The organism is Olleya sp. R77988 (assembly GCF_044594215.1).
GTDB lineage: Bacteria > Bacteroidota > Bacteroidia > Flavobacteriales > Flavobacteriaceae > Olleya.
This window is the reverse complement of sequence record NZ_CP138988.1, coordinates 3029954-3049085: the sequence shown is the minus strand read 5'-3', so window position 1 is coordinate 3049085 and position 19132 is coordinate 3029954. Positions and strand designations below refer to the sequence as shown.

Genomic DNA, 19132 nt, shown 5'->3' with positions numbered 1-19132 from the left:
ATGAAAACAAATAAAATAATCTTTACAAACTTAAAGTCAATTGGCTTTATTGTGGTTTTAACTATGTTGTCTATTACCGCTTGCAATAGTAGTGATGATGCTAGTTCAGCTGATGGTAATGATGATTTAACTGAAGCTTTGATACAAGAAGCTTACTTTAACTCTACATCATTAATTTCTTACGAAATAGTTGATTGCACACTTGAAGATGGCTCATCAGGAGAATGTTATCAATTAGTGTTTTCTAGTAATCCAGTAGACAATGGTCCATATTGTCCTACAACAATTAATGATATAGGTGGATTAGGTATTTATGATGGAGCAACAAATCCTGGTTTTCAGGTTATGAAAGCAGAGTTGTTTAATGCAATGGAAGCCGATGGTTATGATATTGTGGATGATAATGGAGATATACATATTGATGATTTTGCTTCTGGAGCTACAAATGCAGATTATGCTTATTGTCTTGCTGCAGCTCCAGATAATAATTTGCAATTAACTTTTCTAATACCAGCTTCGCCAGTATTTGCAACAAGTAATAATGTTATTGATACGGTCGAGCTAATTGGTGTTTCTGTAGATGGTGTTCCAATTAATGGTGATCCACCATCTGTAGTTAATGGTCCAGGTCAGCCAGGGATTTCTGGAGGTAATATTCCTTCTATAGATCCTTGTGGAGGTCATCACGATCCTGCTGGTTACTACCACTGGCATTTTGTAGCAGAAACTATCAATCAAGTTTTAGACGCTAATAATATAGATGATGTAACCTGTACAATAATAGATCAAGTTTCAGATACTAAGCTTATTGGTTTTGCTAAAGACGGTTTTCCAATTTATGCTTACCAAACAGAACCTTCAGGTTTAGATGAATGTGGCGGAATTACTGCTGTAACTTCAGAATTTCCAGATGGAGTATATCATTATGTAGCGAGTAATACGGAAGCACCAAACGTACCAAAATGCTTAAAAGGTGTAGCTGCAACAAATAATTTTGTGTTTCAATAAAAATGAAAAAAATAGTTTTCCTTTTATTCTTTTTAATCATCTCCATTAAAAATATACAAGCACATAATCCATTATCTGCAATGTATTATCTTGAGGTTAAAGAGGATTTAGGTATACTAAATATAAGTTTAAGTCAAACAGGTTTAAACGAAGCTTTAAAAAAGCATTATTCCAGTTCTAATGTTGTCGAGTTATCTGCTATAGAATACAAACAATTAGCAGTTAGATATTTAAAAGAAAATTTTAATTTAAATATTAATGGAGAAACAATAGTACTTTCAGAAGGAGGAATAAAATTAGGAAATCATCAAACGGACGCTAAGTTTATTGTCAAGGATTTGCCTAAAACCTTTAAAACGCTAAACATCGATATAAATGCTTTTAAAGAAAATAAAAATCATCAAACGGTTTTTTCTGTGTTGTTAAATGGTAACACAAGTAAAGTAGTATTGAATAAAAATAAAGATTATACTGCATCTGTAGTGTTTAAAAAAGGTTTAATGGTAACAAATACAAGTAGTTTTAATACTAATTACTTATGGTTTATTGTTATAATACCTGTTTTTCTATTCGGAAAAAAAATAATAAATAAAAAAAATAAAGAAGTTCAATAAAATGAAAAACAACAAATTTAAAATAGCAATTACCGTATTTACATTGCTACTGACAATAGGTGTTTACGCTCAAGGACCTCCTGGAGGAGGACAAGGAGGAGGACAAGGAGGAGGACAAGGTCAAGGAGGTGGCAGAGGTCAACAAAAAGGAGGTAAACCAGATGCTTCCGAAATACTTTCTAAATTAGATACAAATAAAGATGAGGTCATAGATAAAGATGAAGCTTCAAAAGACGAAAGAGGAAAAATAGCAGAACATTTTGATGAGATTGATTCAAATAGTGATGAGGTAATTGATTTAGAAGAATTAAAAGAGTCTTTAAATAATAGAAAAAGACCTAAAAAAGTTGCTCCAGAAAAAATAATTAAAGATGTTGATGATGATGGTAATGGAAAATTAAACGAATTAGAATTAGCTGTAAAAAGAAAACAAAAACTGATTGATAATTTTTCTAAGATTGACACTAATCAAGATAATGAATTAGATTTAGAAGAATTGAAAGCCTTTTTTTCTAAAAATAAAGAAGAAGGTAAAAAGAAGAAAAGAAAACGTAAAGACTAATTAATTTAATAGTACTATTATGGAATTTTCAAAAATATTAACAACTGCACTTTTAATTGTGCTTTGCATTACGTTGGTAAATTGCAAAACAACTACAAAGCCTGAGGATAAAACATCAGAGAGTAAACCTCAAAGACAAGCGTCAAATACTAAAGATTTATTAGCTGAGATGGATGCTAATAATGATGGAAAATTATCTAAGACAGAAGTAAGAGGCCCTTTAGCAAATGATTTTTCTAAAATAGATACTAATAATGATGGTTTTATATCTAAAGGGGAGTTAGAAAAAGCACCTAGACCAGAAAGAGGTGAACCAAGAAATACTAGTATAGCTAATAACGTTCAAAAAGATTTTGACGTTACAATTAATGTAGATCCTTCACTATTTATAAAAGAAAGTATGCTTAAAGACATTACTAAAGAAGAGCGTACACTTGCAAATGGGACAAAAGCATTGTGTTATGTTATAACAACAGCATCTCAACCTAACGAGCATAATATGGGACCATGGTGTCCAACACATATTAATGATGGTAAAGATAAAGGAGGTATGTGGTTTAAGGATGATAAAGTGTATGACGTAGATGGTCATTTTATAGCTAATCTAAAAGAGTTTTATAACGATGAACAATGGGCTTTGTTTAGAGAAGATGGGTCTATTAAAGTTACAGAAACACAAGAAGAGTGTGAAGCAGCAGCAAGACCAGATGTAGACGAAAAATATCATAATTACTGTGTACAATGTTTACCAAGTTATTATAAAGAAAAGCAATCAACATACGTAATACCTGTAAAGCCTTTATATTTAGAAAACGTTTCAAGCTTAGGAAGAGATGGAATTGGTATTGCTTTTAATGGAGTTAATTTTGAAGCACCAGCTCCAACACATGCTATACTTGCAGCTCATACACTTGCACCTTTAGATGATCATGGAGGACATGTTAATCCACATGCAGGCTATCACTATCATGCAGTGACAGGGTCAACAAAAGAAGTAAAACAAAAAGGTGTACATGCACCAATGCTTGGTTATGCAATGGATGGTTTTGGGATTTACGCACATAAAGATATAAACGGTAAAGCTTATACGGATTTAGACCAATGTAATGGACATTATGATACTATTAGAGGATATCACTATCACGCAGGAGATGCTGGAAGCAATCAAATTTTAGGTTGTTTACATGGCGTTTCTGGATCAATGTCAGTAAAAGGTTAAAAAAAACTTAAATAGCACAAGTTTAATTTATAAGTAGCATCTAAAAATGTGTAACAAAATATAATTAAAATGAAAAAACAATTAACTAGTTTAGCAATAGTAGCACTATTAATAGGGTTTACAAGTTGTAAATCAAGCAATGAAACAACAAATACTAGTAATAGCGCAAAAACAGAAACGACAGAAAAAAGAAATCAGCCAAGAGAAAGAGGAGAACGTCCAGACGCTTCACAAATGCTAGCTGAAATGGATGCTAATAAAGACGGTAAATTATCTAAAGATGAAGTAAAAGGACCATTACAAGATCAGTTTTCTAAAATAGATACAAATGATGATGATTTTATTTCTAAAGAAGAACTAGAAAATGCACCTAAACCACAAAGAGGAGGTGGACAAGGAGGAAGACCACAAAGAGGAGGAAATTAATTTAAAAATTGCACAAGATGTTTTTTATATAGCATCTAAACTAATTAGTAACCAAAATAACAACAACAACAACAACAATGAAAAATGTATTTAAATTTACTTTATCAGTTTTAACTATTGGAATTATTTTTATTTCCTGTGGAAATGACGATGACGCAACAACAACAACAACAGAGGAAGAAGTTGGAATAACAGAATTAAGTAGTGCTTTTGACCAGTTTTCAGATGCAGTTACTGTTACTTTATCTAGTGATGGTACACAAATTGATATTGAAACAACAGGATTTCCAAACCACACATCAATTTATTGGGAGACAGACCATGCGCTTTATGTAGATGAATCATCAGCAGGTGTTGTAAAAACAACTCAAGACACTTATATTGGAGGAGGTACAGGTGAAGCCTCAAGTTTTATAGTTGATGCAACTCCAAATTTAACAGGTGCAACTGTTGACACACAATTAAATACTGTTGGTATAGCTGTTAGTGGTGCTGCCATATTTAATGATCAAGAAGGAGCTGGAGATTTAGATCAAGCTGCTGGAAGTTTAGATTATAATGGAGCACATAAGGGTCCAGGTGTATATCACTATCACTTAGAGCCTAAATCAATTTCTAATGATGATGATGAATTAGTTGGAATATTATTAGATGGTGTGTTTCTTTATGGAAGAAAATGTAATTCTACAGGAACATACCCAACAGATTTAGACGCCTCAGGTGGACATACATCTACCACTCAATATGAAGCTGATGAACTTTATCATTATCATATAATTAATGAAGAGTATAATGCACCATTATACGCATATGATGAGGCAATAGTTCTTTTTGCTGGACCATTTCAAGGCTACTAAAATAAATAAAGATGAAATCAATTCTTCTTTTAATACTTATTACATTTTCAATAACTGGTTGTAAAGAAACTTCAACAAGCATGGCTATTAATGTTGTTACTTATGACGATAAACCAATTCTAATTGATAGTATTGAAGTGTTAAAAGAAGAATTAATTCTTAATGGAAATAAAGCAAGATGGTATTATAATAAAAAACCTTTTAACGGATATTCTTTAAAATATTATACAAATGGAACCTTACAGGAAAAATGGGGTTTTATAAATGGAAGAAGAGAAGGCGTTGCTAAACACTGGACAAAAAACGGAATACTTCAGACAGAATCTTTTTATAAAAATAATCGATTAGACGGTTCTTATAAAAGTTGGTGGGAAAATGGTGTTTTAGCTGGCGAATCTTATTACAAAAACGGTATCAAACAAGGTGAAGAAAAACAATGGTATCCAACAGGGCAATTAGCTAAACATAGAAATCTAATTGATGGTAAAGAAAAAGGTTTTCAAAAAGCTTGGTTAGCTAACGGTAAGTTGTATGTTAATTACGAAGCTAAAAATGGTCGTATTTTTGGTATGCGACGCGCAAATTCATGTTATAGACTAGAAGATGAAGATATTATTAGAAAGAAAAAATCATAAAGCCATATTCTTTTTTTTATTTATAATTACAATAAGTTGTAAAAAACAAATAAAAAAAGAAAATATAAAAGTAGAAGAAACTAGTAGAGTAGATAATTTACCTTATTATCAAGACGAATCTTTTACACCTTATTGGATAACTCCTGGAAGTAAAGAAGAAAAAAAAATTCATAAAATTCCAGATTTTAAACTGTTAAATCAATTAGGAGATACTATTTCTCAAAACACATTTAAAAATAAAATTTATATAACAGATTTCTTTTTTACAACATGTCCTGGTATTTGTCTAAAAATGACTAATAATATGACGAAAATTCAGGAAGAGTTTAAATATGATGACGAAATATTAATATTATCGCATTCAGTAATGCCAAGTACAGATACAGTACCTGTTTTAAAAATATATGCAAATAATAATGGTGTCATTAATAATAAATGGCATTTGGTAACTGGAGATAAAAATCAAATTTACCAATTAGGCAGAGATCATTATTTTGTGGAAAATGATTTAGGAGAAGAAAAAAGTATTGATGATTTTTTACATACAGAAAACTTTTTGTTAATAGATAAAAACAAGCACATTAGAGGTATATATAATGGCTTAAATAGAGCATCAATAGCTCAATTAATTACAGATATAAAAGCACTTAAAAAAGAAAAATATTAACTATTTCTGATTGATTGTTAAAAGAAAGAAGCTTCACTATTATAGTGAAGCTTTTTTTGAATTTTATACGCAAGTTTTTTTATAATTCTGCATCTAAATAAAATAATAGAAAATTATTTCAATGAAACAGAAAATTACATTAGCATTATTTTTACTCGTTTTCGTAAAAGCGTTTGCACAGGATTTATATGACATTAATACAATTCAAACTATAGAAATTGTATTTGCAGAAAGCAATTGGGACGCTTTATTAGATGCCGAAAAAGCAGGTGATAATAACTATACAGAAGCGGTTTCTGTTACTATTAATGGAACAGTTTACAACCAAGTTGGTGTAAAATATAAAGGAAACAGTTCTTATAACGCTAACCAAACAAAAAACCCTTTTCATATAGAACTAGATACTTATGTAGATCAAGATCATCAAGGCTATAAAGATATTAAACTAGCCAATGTAATGTTTGATCCATCGTTTGTTAGAGAAACTGTAGCTTATAATATTGTAAACCAATATATGGATGCACCTCAAGCAAATTATGCAAATGTATATGTTAATGGTGTATTAATGGGTTTATATACTAATACAGAAGCAATCACTAAAACGTTTGTAAACAAGCATTTTAACTCTAACGATAATGCGTTTTTTAGCTGTAGTCCTCCAGATGGAGCAGGACCACAGTCTACTAACTTGCCAAATTTAGCTTATTTAGGAACTTCTAGTACAAGTTATGAAGATGCATATGAGATTAAGTCAGATGATGATACAGACCCAACTGTAGCAGTAGCACATTGGGATGATTTAATAGAATTGACTAATATTTTAGATACAGATATAGCAAATATAGAAACGGTTTTAGATGTAGATAAAGCATTATGGATGTTAGCTTTTGATAATGTTTTAGTTAATCTAGATAGTTACATTGGACAGTTTAAACAAAATTACTATTTGTATAAAGATGATAACGGAAGGTTTAATTCTATAGTTTGGGATTTAAATATGTCCTTTGGTACATTTGGTATGACAGGAGCAACTGGTGGTGGACCAGGCCCTGGAGGAGGAGGTAATCTAAACTCTACTACTGCTAAAGCACAGTTAGATCATTTATTACACGATACAGATAGTAATTTCCCTTTGTTGTCTAAGCTTTTAGCAGTACCAACTTATAAAAAAATGTATTTGGCGCATTATAAAACGATATTAACAGAAAATATATCTAACTCTAATTATTTAACGCTGGCTAATGATTATCAAGCAATTATTGCTACAGCTGTAACAGCAGATACCAATAAGTTTTATACAGACGCCCAGTTTACAGGTAATATAAACACAGATTATAGTTTAGGAATGAATACAGCTTGTGGACTAACTAATTTAATGTCTGCAAGAGGGACTTATTTATTATCTCAAACAGATTTTACAAATACACAGCCTACTATTAGTAGTGTAGTACCTTCTGTAGCTGTACCAACAATTGGAGATGTTATTTCAATATCTGCTAATGTTACAGATACAAATACAAATGCAGTCTATTTAGGATATAGAACAGATGAGACTTTACCTTTTACAAAAATCTTAATGACAGCTCAAGGAGGTGATGTATATAGTGCAGATGTTACTGTAGATACAGACTATATGCAATATTATATTTATGCAGAAAACACTAATATTGGAGCATTCTCTCCAGCTAGAGCAGAGTATGAGTATTATACAATTGATGCTACCTACAATACAATTCCAGTTGGAGACTTAGTAATTAACGAAATAATGGCTTCTAATGGAACTACTGTTGCAGATCAAGATGGTGAATTTGATGATTGGTTAGAGCTTTATAACAACTCTTCTCAAACACTTAGTTTAGATAACCTTTATTTATCAGACGACTCTACAGATCCTTTGGTATGGCAATTCCCTGCAGGAACTACAATTGCTCCAGATAGTTATTTAATAGTTTGGTGCGATAAGGATGATGATCAAGTAGGATTACATGCAGATTTAAAGTTTTCTGCAAGTGGAGAAGAAGCAGTCTTATCTTATGCAGATGGTACAGTTATAGAAAGTATAACATTTGGAGCACAAACCGAAGATATGGGTTATGCAAGAATACCAAACGGAACAGGTAGTTTTGTTATACAAGCTCCAACGTTTAATGGTAATAACGAATCTTTATCAGTTGGCGATTTTGATTTAGATAATAATTTACAAGTTTATCCAAATCCTACAAGTGATGTTTTAACAGTTAAAACACCTAGTGCAATTATAGAAAAAGTCTCTATTTTTAATAGTTTAGGACAGGTTTTATACCAAAATACTTACCAAAATAGTAATCAAGTAGAATTAGATTTTTCTGCTTTAGCTAAAGGTGTTTATATGGTAAATATAAATGATACTACAACTTTAAAGATTGTAAGAAACTAAACAGATTATAATTATTTGTTTTAAAAGCTTCGCTATTATAGCGAAGCTTTTTTACTTTTATAGAAATTTGATACAAATGAAAAAACTATTAGGCTTTATATTTTTCTCTGTTTTATTAATAGGAATAGGAGGTTGTGGGATTGGTGTTGGAAAATACAAACCTGAACCAAAACCAATTAAAAAAAGTTTTTCTAGTGTTGAAATTGAAACTTTGTTACAGGATTCTACTTTAAATGTTAGGGCTTTGGAGATAAGGAAGAGAGATACAGTAGTTTTTTATGCTACTTCAAATGGTAGAATTGTACCAATTTGGGATAATTTTTTAGGGTATTATGGAAACAATAATGAGAATTTTTATAGATATGATTTTTATTCTTTGAAAGATTCTACAACTCAAAATTACAGATCATTAGCAATTTTAGAAAAAAGTATTTTTGCACTTAGTATTGGTTCTCCAGCTTTGTTATTTAAACTTGATGCTGATTTAGAAAAGAATAAAGTAGTCTACCAAGAAAACCACCCAAAAGCATTCTACGATTCTATGGAGTTTTGGAATGATCAAGAAGGTATCGCAATTGGTGATCCAACAGACGATTGTATGAGTGTAATCATAACCAGAGATGGCGGAGAAACATGGACAAAGTTATCTTGTGACGTATTACCAAAAGCAAAAGAAGGTGAGGCTGCTTTTGCAGCAAGTGACACTAATATTGCAATTGTTGGAGATAAAACTTGGGTTGCAACAGGAGGAAAGGCAAGCAGAATATTATTCTCGCCAGATAAAGGAAAAACATGGCAAGTATTTGAAACACCAATTGTACAAGGATTAGAAACTACAGGAATGTATAGTATAGATTTTTATGACGAGCTAAATGGTTTTGCAATTGGTGGAGATTATACCAAACCTAATGATAATGCAGCAAATAAAATTATTACCATTGATGGCGGAAAAACTTGGCAATTAATTGGTCAAAATCAAAGTCCAGGTTACAGAAGCTGCGTGCAATATGTCCCAAATGGTAATGCTAGGCAATTAGTTGCTATTGGTTTTAAAGGGATTGATTATACCAATGATGCTGGAAATACTTGGACACATCTAAGCGATGAAGGGTTTTATACACTACGTTTTTTAAACGATAGTACTGCTTACGCTGCAGGAAATGGTAGAATAAGCAAATTGACTTTTAAATAGAAAAAGGAAGCTAATTAGCTTCCTTTTTTATGTTATGGACATTCTTTTTGAGAATTTTTATGTCTGCCTTTAAACTCTTCAATCATTTTGCGTTTAAAGTTTCGTTCTGCTTTCATTAACAAAACAATCTTTTTGTAGCTTATTACTTTTGATAGTTTTTCTATAAACTCTGTTCTGTTTTTTAGTCTTGCTTCTTCATTTAATTGCATTTCTTTAACTAAAGCTTTAGCTTCTTCTTCAGATAAAGTTTCTGCTTTTATCTCTTTTCTTTTAGAGATAGAATTACTAATTATTTTATGTTTCTCTTCTTCATAAGTATTGTAAATAGGCCAAAACCCTTCAGCTTCCTTTGTAGTTAGCTCAAGCTCTTCTGTTATATGTGCTACTTTTAAAGCCTTTAATTTTTCTCTGTCTTTTTGTGCAATAGCACTAAAGGACAATAAAAGGATTAATGTTGTTAAAATATATGTTTTCATAGTAATAATTTTTAATCGTATAATTCATCTAAATCTACTGTGTCAATATAATCTTCTAAAGATTGAACGTTGTAGTCTATAAAATGGGATTGTGTTAATTCTGTATTGCTAATTAATAAGCTAAGGTCTGTTGTTTCTAATTCGTCTAATAAATAATCTTCAACAGTTACTGTGTCTAAATGGTCTATTTCAATAGTTGATGTATTGTTAAAAAGGTTTAAACTAAAAAATAAAACTAAAGCTGCCGCAATGCTTGAAATAGCTAAGACTGATTTTCTTCTAAAAAGCGGTATAACTTTAGGTTCTGGTTTATTAAGTTTTTCTAAAACAGATGTTTCAATAGTGTCAAAATAATCTTCTGGTGTTTTAAATCCAGTGCTTTTTGTTAAAGACTCTAATGTTGCGTGTGTAAGAATACGATCTTCTAATCCTTCAAAATAATTTTGAGGAGTTTTAAAGCCAGTTTCTTTTATATTATGTAAATTATTGTCTTTCATTCTAATACTATGACTGTGTTTTTCTTAATTAGTTTAATTGTCTTTTAAAAAGGCTTCAATTTTTTTTGCTGCAATATGGTAGGATGCCTTTAAAGCACCTTCGCTTGTATCTAGTATTTCTGATAACTCGCTGTACTTTAAATCCTGAAAATATTTCATATTAAAGACTAATTGTTGCTTTTCTGGAAGGGTTGCAATTGCTTTTTGTAATTTTAATTGAATGGCATCACCTTCAAAATAGACATCTGATTGTAGGTTGTTTATAGCTAATTCCTGAGCCTCTTCGTTATTTATATTTTTTCGCTTGGCGTTTTTATTAAGATGTGTAATGGCTTCGTTTGTTGCTATTCTATACAGCCAAGAGTATAATTGACTTTCGGCTTTAAAGTTTTTTATGTTTTTAAAAACTTTAATGAAAGTGTTTTGTAAAACGTCATCTGCATCGTCATGAGATTTTACAATATTTCTGATATGCCAATACAGACGCTCTTTATAGAGCGAAATCAAAGTTTTAAAAGCAACATTTTTATCTGTGTCAGATTGTAGTTGCTTAATTAATGAAGCTTCGTTTTTTGGCATATTCTATTTAGACTCTAATTTAGATTAAAAGTTTAATTAAATAAGGTGTATTTTTTTTAACATTTTAACTAGTTGATAATCAATAATTTAAATCAAAAAATATCGTTTAAAAGTAAATAAACACGATAAAGTGTGTTTTTTTCTTGTTTGTTATGTTTTTTTATTTTAAGTTTACACTGTAAAACCTATTTATGTTGCTAGCCCCAAATCTAGTAATGAATACAAAAAAAGGATAAACTTAAGTTTATCCTTTTTTTATTTATCATAGATTGATGTTATTCAAAGCTTTGCATGTCTACAAGTTTTTTATACATTCCATTTTTTGCCAATAAGCTAGTATGTGTTCCTTGTTCTATAATTTCTCCTTTTTGCATTACAATAATTTCGTCTGCGTTTTGGATAGTTGATAGTCTATGTGCTATGACAATGGATGTTCTGTTTTTCATCATATTTTCTAATGCAACTTGTACTAAACGCTCACTTTCTGTATCTAAAGCTGAGGTTGCTTCGTCTAAAATCATTATTGGAGGGTTTTTAAGTACAGCTCTTGCAATACTTAAACGTTGCTTTTGTCCTCCAGAAAGCTTATTTCCAGAATCTCCTATATTAGTTTCAATACCTTTAGGTAATTCTTTAACAAACTCCCAAGCATTGGCAATTTTAAGTGATTCTAATATATCATCATCTGATGCATTTGGATTACCAATTAAAATATTGTTTTTTATAGTATCATTAAACAGTATAGAGTCTTGAGTAACTAATCCCATAATACTTCTTAAGGAGTTTTTAGTTACATCTTTTATGTTTTGACCGTCAATATTAATACTACCTTCATTTACATCATAAAAACGTGTAATTAAGTTTGCAATAGTACTTTTACCACTTCCAGATTGCCCAACAAGAGCAATTGTTTTTCCTTTAGGGACAGTTATTGAAAAGTTTTTTAACACTAATTCATCTTCATATTTAAATGAAATATTGTCAACACTAATATTGTTTTCAAAACCAGCTAAGGTTTCTGCATTTAGGCTATCTTCAATTGGACTTTTTGTTTCTATAATTTCTAAAACACGTTCAGCTGCAGCATTACCTTGTTTTACAGCATAAGACGCTTTGCTAATTGCTTTTGCTGGAGTTAATATGTTATAAGCTAATCCCATAAAAGTTAAGAAAGAAGCACTGTCTAAAGAGTTTTCCAATAACACCATTCTACCACCAAACCAAAGTAAAACAGATATGGTTACGATACCTAAAATTTCACTTACGGGAGACGCTAAGTTTTGCCTGTTTAATAATTTATTCGAAAAATTAAAATAGCGAGTGGTAGAGTCTTGAAACTTACTATTAAATGTCCCTTCTGCATTAAACCCTTTTATCACTTTTAGACCATTTAAGGTTTCTTCAACAGTAGATAAAAATATACCCTGTTCTTTTTGTACATCAGCAGATTTCTTTTTTAATCGCTTTCCGATAGCAGAAATTATAAAACCTGAAATAGGTATAAAAATGAATACAAACAAAGTAAGTTTGACACTAATAATAAGCATACCACCTATACTAAAAACAATGCTTAAAGGTTCTTTAATAATCATTTCTAAGACTGCCAAAAATGAGTTTTTAACCTCTGCGACATCATTAGAAATTCTAGCTATAATATCGCCTTTTCTTTTCTCTGAGTAAAAAGAAATAGGAAGATTTATTGTTTTGTCATATAAATCATCTCTTAAATCTTTTAAAATTCCATTACGAAGGAAAGTACCAAAATATAGTCCTAAGTAGTTAAATAGGTTTTTAAGTAAAAATGTTACAACCACTAATGCAATTACAAAAATTAGTGCTTTAGATTTGTCATTTTCTGCAAAGGTCTGTATTTGATAGGCTAAAGAGTTATTGAAGTACTCTCCTAATGATTTTAAACCATTATATATTGGTTTTGTAACTATTTTTGTTTCACCATCTTTAGGAAATAAAACATTTAGCATTGGCATTAATGCAAAAAAGGATAATGCCCCAAATAGTGCGTAAAATACGTTGCTAATAATATTTAAAATAGCATACTTTTTATATGGTAACGCGTATTTTAATATTTTTTTTAGGTAGTTCATCTAGTTTAGTTGCATATCTTTTATAATAGCATCAATCTGTGATTCCAATTTTTGTTCCGTAACTTCAAATGCTGACACATTGTCTAGCGTTGTGTTTACACTAATATAGAATTTAATTTTAGGCTCTGTACCACTTGGTCTTAAAGCTATTTTACTTCCATCTTCGGTATAATAAATTAATACATTAGATTTTGGAATATCTAATACTTTACTTGTGTTATCTATTATGTTTTTGGCTTCAGATAATTGATAGTCTTCAATTCTGACTACTTTTGATCCGTTAACCATTTGTAAAGGATTGTTTCTAGCATCAATCATCATTTGTTTGATTTCTTGTGCGCCTTCAATACCTTTTTTAGTCATAGATATTAAACGTTCTTTATAAAGACCATGTTCTGTGTATAATTTGATTAATTCTTTATAAAAAGAACTGCCTTTAGCTTTTGCCTGTGCAGCAATTTCGCAAGCTAATAATGCAGAGGTTACAGCATCTTTATCGCGAACAAAATCACCAACCATGTATCCAAAACTTTCTTCTCCACCACCAATAAAGTCTTGATTAGGGAAGTCTTTAATCATTTTTGCAATCCATTTAAAACCTGTTAATCCAATTTTACATTCTACTTTAAAAGCATCTGCTAAAACAGACATCATTGGTGTAGATACAATGGTGCTTCCTATAAATTGATTGTTATTAATTTTATTGTTGTTTTTCCATTGATTTAATAAAAAATTGGTCATCATTACCATTGTTTGATTACCATTTAACAATAACATCTCATTATTTAAACCTCTAACTGCAATACCAACTCTGTCGCTATCTGGATCTGTACCAATTACAATGTCTCCATTTACTTTTTCTGCTAACTCTAAAGCCATTTTTAGTGCTTCAGGTTCTTCTGGATTAGGAGATTTTACAGTTGGAAAATCGCCATTAGGTTCACGCTGTTCTTCAACAATATGAACATTTTTATAGCCAGCACGTTTAAAGGTTTCTGGTATTGTTGTAATAGATGTACCATGTAAAGAAGTAAATACTACATTTAATTTGTCTTTAGCTTCTTGTGGTGTATCAAAACTTCCATTTTTAACTGAAGCATCAATAAAAACGTTGTCTACATCTTCTCCTATATATTCTATTAATTCTGGATTGGATTCAAATTTAATTTCAGAGTAATCCAAATTATTTATTACCTCTATAATGTTTTTGTCTTGAGGCGGAACTAATTGTCCTCCATCTTGCCAATACACTTTGTAACCATTATATTCTGGTGGATTGTGTGATGCAGTTAATACTATACCACAATGACAATTAAGATGTTTTAACGCAAAAGATAATTCTGGAGTAGGACGTAAATCTTCAAATAAATAGACCTTTATGTTGTTAGCAGAAAATACATCTGCAACAATTTTTGCTAAACTTTTACTATTGTGTCTACAATCAAAAGCGATGGCTACTTTAAGGTTTTCTGCAGGAAAAACTTGGTGCATATAATTACTTATACCTTGGGTGTTTTTTCCTAAAGTGTATTTGTTAATACGATTTGTGCCAATTCCCATTACACCTCGCATTCCACCAGTACCAAACTCTAAGTCTTTGTAAAAACTTTCGTTAAGTTCTGTAGGTTCTAAAGCGATTAAATTTTTTATATAATCTTTTGTGTCTTGATCAAATGTAGGAGTTAACCAAGTGTTTACTCTTTTTAAAAGTTCTGGGTCTATATATCTCATTGGTAATACTATTAGATGCAAAAGTAAGCAAATGCAAAATTTTTAATAATTAAGAGGCAATAAATTCTGTTTTAGCCTTCTAAATTTAGTGATTCTTTAATCAAATAACGTTTTTTACCAGTTTTTTGACGTAAAATTATTTCGCCTAAAAAACCTGCAATAAAAAACTGAGACCCTAAAATCATTGTAACCAATGCTAGATAAAAATGAGGTCTATCTGTAATTAATCGTCCATCTGGATTAAAAAATAATTTATCAATACCTAAATACAATGCAATTATAAACCCAATACCAAACATAATAACACCTAAAGCACCAAATAAATGCATTGGACGTTTTCCAAATCTAGATAAAAACCATATAGTTATTAAGTCTAAAAAGCCATTAACAAAACGATCCATACCAAATTTGGTTTCGCCATATTTTCTTGCTTGGTGGAGGACTACTTTTTCGCCAATTTTTAAAAAACCAGCATTTTTAGCTAAAACAGGAATGTATCTATGCATTTCGCCATTTACATCAATGTTTTTTACCACATTTTTATGGTAGGCTTTTAGTCCACAATTAAAATCATTTAATTTAACACCAGACGTTTTACGTGCAGCCCAATTAAATAGTTTTGATGGTAAGTTTTTGGTTAATTTATTGTCAAAACGTTTCTTTTTCCAACCAGATACTAAATCAAATCCTTGTTTAGTTATCATGTTGTATAGTTCTGGTATCTCTTCAGGATTATCTTGTAAGTCTGCATCCATTGTGATTATTACATCACCTTTTGCTTGAGCAAAACCAGCATGAAGTGCTTGAGATTTTCCAAAGTTTTTTAAAAACCTGATTCCTTTAACGTTTGTGTCTTTTTCTTGAAGTGATTGGATGATGTTCCAGGATTGATCTGTGCTACCATCATCAATAAAAAGCAATTCATAAGAAAAACCATTGGATTGCATGACATTTGCAATCCAATGGTGTAACTCTGTTAATGATTCTTCTTCGTTAAGTAGTGGTATGACTACTGATATGTTCATAATTTAATTTGAAAATATATTTCAAATATAAAACTATTATTCGCTTTTAAGTACTAATCCTGCTATTAAAGAAACTACAAGTCCATAAATAAGCGATCCAATAATACTTACAGTACCAATAAACCCAGCAGAAGTAAATATATTCATCATGCCTTGTGCAGATTCTACTTGCTCTGAGGTTAAATCAGGATTTTGTCTATACATGTCTTCAAGAGCTTTTTCTCTGATAGCTTCAATAAATTCTGGTTGTAAATAAGTGTAGTGTATATAAGTATATATTGCTACAATTAAGCCACCAATTGCAGCTGTTGCTAAACCAACTTTTATGGCTTGACCAAGTGTTAATTGGTCATCGTTACTTTTTTTATAAGCAATAATTGCTAAAACAAATATTCCAACTGTACCTAATACATTAATAATACCTATAGCAAGGTTTTGTTGCATTTTTAATGCGTAAAGGATAACTACTACAGCTATAGAGAATATTGCATAATATAACCCATGGTTTAATGCTATTGGTTTAACTGGTGCATTTTCATTTTCCATTTTTTTTTATAATTTTAGTTAGTTAATTTACTATTAGTATAAAAGTACAATAAAACGTTACAAATTTACAGAATAAAATTTTTTAAAAAATAAGTTGTTGGTTTGTAAAAAATACTTAAATTTGCACCTCGAATTTAGTAAAGATAATAAAGCTTTTAGCGATGAAAAAAGATATACACCCAGAAAATTATAGAATTGTAGCATTTAAAGATATGTCAAATGAAGATGTGTTTTTAACAAAGTCTACAGCTAATACAAGTGAAACGTTAGAGGTTGATGGTGTTGAGTACCCATTAATTAAAATGGAAATTTCTAGAACGTCTCACCCGTTTTATACAGGTAAGTCTAAATTAATAGATACTGCTGGACGTATTGACAAATTCAAAAACAAATACGCAAAATTTAAAAAATAAATTTAGCGAAAACTATATTTTAAAAGCCTTTCATTTTTATGAAAGGCTTTTTTGTTTATGTTAATTAGGTTACTTTTGATTAACATGTCTTAAAACGTTTTTAAAATGAATTATATATTATTTGATGGTCCAGTACGTAATCAATTACTACCATTTACCTATACAAGACCAGTTGCAGATATTAGAATTGGGATTTTAACAATTAGAGAAAAGTGGGAGTATTATTTGCAGACAACAACTACTACAATTACAGAAGATTATTTATCTGATAAGTATCCAATGGTAGAATTGGAAGAAAACGTCATGCTTAATGCATCTTACTTACCCAATAAGGAATTAGTAGAGTTAGTAAGAGCTTTAAAAAAAGATCAAGCTATTTTTAAAGGCGAAGATGTTATTGCTTTTTATGCTACAGACACACAAGAAAACATTGATTTTGATACTTATAAAGCTATCGAGTTTGAAGCAGATATTACTAAAGTTGAACATACTTGGGATATTTTTTCTAAAAATGGAGAAGCCATTCAGCAGGATTTTGACTTGCTAACAGAGGGAAGAACTTCTCAACCAATACCTCATAGTAATAGTATAATTGCACCAGAAAATATTTTTATTGAAGAAGGAGCTAAGTTAGAATTTACTACACTTAATGCTAGTTCTGGTCCAATTTATATTGGCAAAAATGCAGAAGTAATGGAAGGAAGTTTAGTAAGAGGTCCATTAGCCTTATGCGACAATGCAACTTTAAAATTAGGAGCAAAAATTTATGGACCAACAACTGTTGGACCACATAGTAAAGTAGGAGGAGAGGTAAACAATTCTGTGTTATTTGGTTATTCTAATAAAGGTCATGATGGATTTTTAGGAAACTCCGTTTTAGGCGAATGGTGTAATCTAGGTGCAGATACCAATAATTCTAACTTAAAAAACAATTATGTAGAAGTTAAATTATGGGATTATCAAACTGAACGTTTTGCAAAAACTGGTCTTCAGTTTTGTGGTTTAATGATGGGAGACCATAGTAAATGTGGAATTAATACCATGTTTAATACAGGAACCGTTATTGGTGTTAATGCCAATGTTTTTGGAAGTGGTTTTCCAAGAAATTTTGTACCAAGCTATAGTTGGGGAGGAGCTTCAGGATTTACAACATATTTAACCTCAAAAGCTTTTGAAGTTGCTAAAGTAGTTATGGCAAGAAGAGGTATCGAGTTTTCAGAACAAGATGAAAAGATACTAACCAAAATTTTTGAAGACACAAAGAAGTACCGAAAAGATTAGGGAATACCCACTGGTTTCCAGTAAAATAAAATAGAATTATTGTGTTTTGATATGGTATTTAGGGATATATATATTATATTAGAGTTCCCTAAATTAACATGAAAATAATCTTTAAAAATACACTTGTATTTTCAATAGTCTACATACTGTTGTATCTGTTAGATTCTTTTTTTAAGAATAGCGAAACTCTATTTTCTTGTAGATACATTTCCAAAACATTATTAAGTTTAAGTCTTTTAGCCTATTATTTAATTAATACAAAACAAAAAGATAAACATAAAAAAAGATTAGTAGTTGTTGCTTTGTGTTGTTTTATTTTAGGAGATGTATTTTTTATTACTGGTAATAATGGTAATGTACTACATTTTATTTTTGCCTCAAGCTTATTTATTGCAGCCAAAGTATGTTACTCTTTAAGGTTTTTGAATAATGAAGATTTTAAAATTACTAAACTAATTCCGTTTTTACTGTTCTGTTTTTTATATATGAGTATTATCATGACCATTGTTTATAACAATTTGGGCTCTTTCTTTATACCATTATTATTGTACTTGTTTGTAGTTATGTTATTAATGCAATTTGCTTATTTACGAAAAAGTGAAGTAAACAATAAAAGTTTTTGGTTAGTTATAATTGGTGTTGTTTTTTCTATGGTAGCAGATAATATTGACATTTTAAAAATGTTTTATGATCCTTCAATTGCTTATAATAAAATAACCGTTATGTTTTTTCATGGATTATCACAATATTTAATTATTATGGGTGTTCTGGAAGAGTCAAATAAAACTGAAATTGTAAAACTTTAACACGCTAATTTAATGGTTATAAAAACATTACAGTTTTGTTTTTAGCCAAAAAACGAAAAGTCTTACAAAGAAAAGCC

Annotated in this window: 20 protein-coding genes; 13 read left to right on the top strand and 7 right to left on the bottom strand. The window is 30.2% G+C overall.

The annotated features are described in order from the left end of the window. From SJY17_RS13815 to SJY17_RS13770, 10 genes are all read left to right on the top strand, one after another. A complete protein-coding gene (locus tag SJY17_RS13815) occupies window positions 1–1008 on the top strand; it encodes a YHYH protein (protein ID WP_397363152.1) in 1008 nt (335 codons plus the stop codon). 2 nt (window positions 1009–1010) lie between these two features. Continuing rightward, window positions 1011–1622, top strand: coding sequence for a hypothetical protein (locus SJY17_RS13810; protein WP_397363151.1), 612 nt, complete (start codon window positions 1011–1013; stop codon window positions 1620–1622). 1 nt (window position 1623) lies between these two features. Beyond that, complete coding sequence (locus SJY17_RS13805; protein ID WP_397363150.1) at window positions 1624–2184, top strand: EF-hand domain-containing protein; 561 nt, start codon at window positions 1624–1626, stop codon at window positions 2182–2184. Window positions 2185–2203: 19 nt separating this feature from the next. Then, the gene (locus SJY17_RS13800) at window positions 2204–3403 is read left to right on the top strand and encodes a YHYH protein (RefSeq protein WP_397363149.1); all 1200 of its coding nucleotides are present in this window, start codon (window positions 2204–2206) and stop codon (window positions 3401–3403) included. Between the two features lie 69 nt (window positions 3404–3472). Beyond that, window positions 3473–3829, top strand: coding sequence for an EF-hand domain-containing protein (locus tag SJY17_RS13795; RefSeq protein ID WP_397363148.1), 357 nt, complete (start codon window positions 3473–3475; stop codon window positions 3827–3829). Window positions 3830–3906: 77 nt separating this feature from the next. After that, a complete protein-coding gene (locus SJY17_RS13790) occupies window positions 3907–4686 on the top strand; it encodes a YHYH protein (RefSeq protein WP_397363147.1) in 780 nt (259 codons plus the stop codon). Window positions 4687–4697: 11 nt separating this feature from the next. Next, window positions 4698–5321: a toxin-antitoxin system YwqK family antitoxin gene (locus SJY17_RS13785; protein ID WP_397363146.1), complete on the top strand. Its 624-nt coding sequence runs from the start codon at window positions 4698–4700 to the stop codon at window positions 5319–5321. Next, on the top strand, window positions 5290–5988 hold the full coding sequence (locus SJY17_RS13780) for an SCO family protein (protein ID WP_397363145.1): 699 nt from the start codon (window positions 5290–5292) through the stop codon (window positions 5986–5988). The genes SJY17_RS13785 and SJY17_RS13780 overlap by 32 nt, the downstream gene beginning before the upstream one ends. Before the next feature lie 121 nt (window positions 5989–6109). Further along, window positions 6110–8404: a CotH kinase family protein gene (locus SJY17_RS13775; protein ID WP_397363144.1), complete on the top strand. Its 2295-nt coding sequence runs from the start codon at window positions 6110–6112 to the stop codon at window positions 8402–8404. A gap of 76 nt (window positions 8405–8480) precedes the next feature. Next, window positions 8481–9596 carry an oxidoreductase gene (locus SJY17_RS13770; protein ID WP_397363143.1) on the top strand — a complete coding sequence of 372 codons (1116 nt, stop codon included), beginning with the start codon at window positions 8481–8483 and terminating at the stop codon, window positions 9594–9596. A 32-nt stretch (window positions 9597–9628) separates the two neighbouring features. Here the strand turns inward: SJY17_RS13770 and SJY17_RS13765 are convergent, their stop codons facing one another. The 7 genes from SJY17_RS13765 to SJY17_RS13735 form a co-directional block, all read right to left on the bottom strand. After that, the gene (locus SJY17_RS13765; RefSeq protein WP_397363142.1) at window positions 9629–10072 is read right to left on the bottom strand and encodes a sensor of ECF-type sigma factor; all 444 of its coding nucleotides are present in this window, start codon (window positions 10070–10072) and stop codon (window positions 9629–9631) included. An 11-nt stretch (window positions 10073–10083) separates the two neighbouring features. Continuing rightward, window positions 10084–10569: a hypothetical protein gene (locus tag SJY17_RS13760; RefSeq protein WP_397363141.1), complete on the bottom strand. Its 486-nt coding sequence runs from the start codon at window positions 10567–10569 to the stop codon at window positions 10084–10086. 33 nt (window positions 10570–10602) lie between these two features. Next, window positions 10603–11148, bottom strand: coding sequence for an RNA polymerase sigma factor (locus SJY17_RS13755; RefSeq protein ID WP_397363140.1), 546 nt, complete (start codon window positions 11146–11148; stop codon window positions 10603–10605). A 275-nt stretch (window positions 11149–11423) separates the two neighbouring features. Continuing rightward, complete coding sequence (locus SJY17_RS13750) at window positions 11424–13253, bottom strand: ABC transporter ATP-binding protein (RefSeq protein ID WP_397363139.1); 1830 nt, start codon at window positions 13251–13253, stop codon at window positions 11424–11426. After that, on the bottom strand, window positions 13254–14984 hold the full coding sequence (locus tag SJY17_RS13745; RefSeq protein WP_397363138.1) for a phospho-sugar mutase: 1731 nt from the start codon (window positions 14982–14984) through the stop codon (window positions 13254–13256). Between the two features lie 71 nt (window positions 14985–15055). Continuing rightward, entirely contained in the window at window positions 15056–16009 is a 954-nt protein-coding gene (locus SJY17_RS13740) for a glycosyltransferase family 2 protein (protein WP_397363137.1), read from the bottom strand. 36 nt (window positions 16010–16045) lie between these two features. After that, window positions 16046–16555 (bottom strand): DUF4199 domain-containing protein, encoded by a 510-nt coding sequence (locus tag SJY17_RS13735; protein WP_397363136.1) that lies wholly within the window; start codon window positions 16553–16555, stop codon window positions 16046–16048. Between the two features lie 161 nt (window positions 16556–16716). Here SJY17_RS13735 and SJY17_RS13730 point away from each other — a divergent pair, with 161 nt between their 5' ends. The 3 genes from SJY17_RS13730 (at window position 16717) to SJY17_RS13720 (ending at window position 19055) form a co-directional block, all read left to right on the top strand. Then, window positions 16717–16968 carry a type B 50S ribosomal protein L31 gene (locus SJY17_RS13730; protein ID WP_397363135.1) on the top strand — a complete coding sequence of 84 codons (252 nt, stop codon included), beginning with the start codon at window positions 16717–16719 and terminating at the stop codon, window positions 16966–16968. A gap of 105 nt (window positions 16969–17073) precedes the next feature. Further along, window positions 17074–18249, top strand: a complete 1176-nt coding sequence (locus SJY17_RS13725) for a GlmU family protein (protein ID WP_397363134.1) — start codon at window positions 17074–17076, stop codon at window positions 18247–18249. A gap of 98 nt (window positions 18250–18347) precedes the next feature. After that, the gene (locus SJY17_RS13720) at window positions 18348–19055 is read left to right on the top strand and encodes a lysoplasmalogenase family protein (protein ID WP_397363133.1); all 708 of its coding nucleotides are present in this window, start codon (window positions 18348–18350) and stop codon (window positions 19053–19055) included. Window positions 19056–19132: the final 77 nt, after the last annotated feature.